This is a genomic window from Treponema sp. R8-4-B8, assembly GCF_054786175.1.
The window spans coordinates 1-1,913 of sequence record NZ_BDHE01000073.1 but is presented as its reverse complement, the minus strand read 5'-3'; the positions used below and the strand labels follow the sequence as shown (position 1 = coordinate 1,913).

General features: G+C 35.0%; 2 protein-coding genes. Both read left to right on the top strand.

What is annotated here, in order from left to right; genetic code table 11:
• Positions 1-85: 85 nt before the first annotated feature.
• Positions 86-805, top strand: coding sequence for a hypothetical protein (locus tag ACYVRA_RS06295; RefSeq protein WP_461251896.1), 720 nt, complete (start codon positions 86-88; stop codon positions 803-805).
• A gap of 109 nt (positions 806-914) precedes the next feature.
• Positions 915-1,829 (top strand): transposase, encoded by a 915-nt coding sequence (locus ACYVRA_RS06290; protein WP_461251895.1) that lies wholly within the window; start codon positions 915-917, stop codon positions 1,827-1,829.
• Positions 1,830-1,913: the final 84 nt, after the last annotated feature.

The window sequence follows — 1,913 nt, the reverse complement described above, 5'->3', positions numbered from 1 at the left end:
CAATATAGCCCTAAATATTTTTGAAATTTAATAATGTTGACAAAAGAGAAAATATGATATAATATTCGATTTAAGGAATATAAAAATGGATATAAAAGTTATTTTCAACGATTTCGCAAGAGTATTCGAGAAAAAGATAGATAAAGATTATTTTATTAAACTGCAATTTGAGATTTATAATGTGGAAAATGGTATATGGCAAATAGATGTAAATAATGGGAATGTTTTTATATATAATGAAGAAAAATTTGTACCAGAAGAAATTTTCGTCCTTTCAAAAGAAACGCTTATAAAAATGTACAACAATGAAATTTCACCTCTTACGGCATTTTTACAAGACATTAATGAAAAAGGGGAATTGTGTTCATTAATTGAAATAAAAAATAAAACCGAAGATAAAAGGGTATATTTGAATAAAAAACCATCTGATGAATATATACAATTTATAAACAAGTTAAACAAATTTCATAACTTTTTCTCTAAAGATTTTCCGACAAAAATAATAGTAAAAAATGAAAATGGAAGGAAATATTGTAATGCTAATTCTATAGGATTGTATTCAAATTTTGGAAAAGGGATTGCACATATATTCTTTTCAATAAAGAAAGGAGAAATATTAAAAGAAGAATGTGATTGTAGTATCTATGTAATAAATGGGAAAGGAATAATAAAAATTGACAATGAAGAATATAAGATAATTGAAAAAGAATATTATCAAATAAATTCAAAGGATACTTTTATATATATTGAAAATCATGAAGAAAATAATTTAGATATATTATATTTTTTGAATAGAAAAATATAAAGTACGGGCTATACAGCACTTAACGAAACTGTCGAAAAAGTAAAAATTACAGCTAACAAGAGAAAATAATTAACACAAAAACAAATAAGCATGGTATAATAACCGCATTATGGCAAGATTCAAACACACGGACAATTCCCAGGGGCAATTTATGGTCGTTAATCTGAAGGAACAGCTGTTTCCGGACACATTTGAGTGGACGATAGATTATCTGATTAACAAGATGGACATGTCGTTATTTGAGAAAAAATACAATAATGACGAAACAGGGGCGGCCGCGTATCCACCGAGGGCGTTATTAAAGATAATCCTGTATTGTTATTCGAGAGGAATAATAACGTCGCGGAAGATAGAGAAAATGTGCACGGACAATATAACGGTAAAAGCGCTGGCGGAAGACTGCGAGCCGGATCACGCCACGATAGCGGCGTTTATATCGGCTAACGAAGAGGCGGTAAAGGATATGTTCACGCAAATACTGCTGCAATGCGCCCAATTAAAGCTGATAACCGGCGAAATGTTCGCCGTGGACGGATGCAAACTGCCGTCCAACGCGTCAAAAGAATGGTCAGGGACGATAGAGGACCTGAAAAAGAAACGTGACAAAGATGAGCCGCTTAAGAAGGCGTTATTAGAGGGGGACACGGGATATTTTTCAGAAGCGAATTTGCAGGAAGCGGCTGACAGGGGGATAAACGTATTGATGCCTGATCCGCAGTTCAGGCAGAGGGATCCGCATTTCACGGAGAAGAAGAACGAGAAAGTTGAAAAGAAAAGATTTACGGCTGAGGACTTTAAATATGATGAGGGCTCCGACAGCTTTACATGCCCGCGCGGAAAGACGCTGGAATGCAAAGGGGAAGTGACGCTTAGAAACAACAGCGGGAAGAAATACGGCGCGAAAAGGGCGGATTGCGCCCAATGCCCGTTAATGGAAAGATGCATAGCGAGGCGGAACGGGAAGAATCCCGCGAGGACGCTTTATAGAGCTTGTAGAAAAACTCATTTCTCACAGATTCTGTAGTCCTTCAAAGAAATAAAAATTGGTGTTATTGAAAGTTTAAACTTCTACACAATTATTTTTAAATATCCGTTACCACTTCCGGTA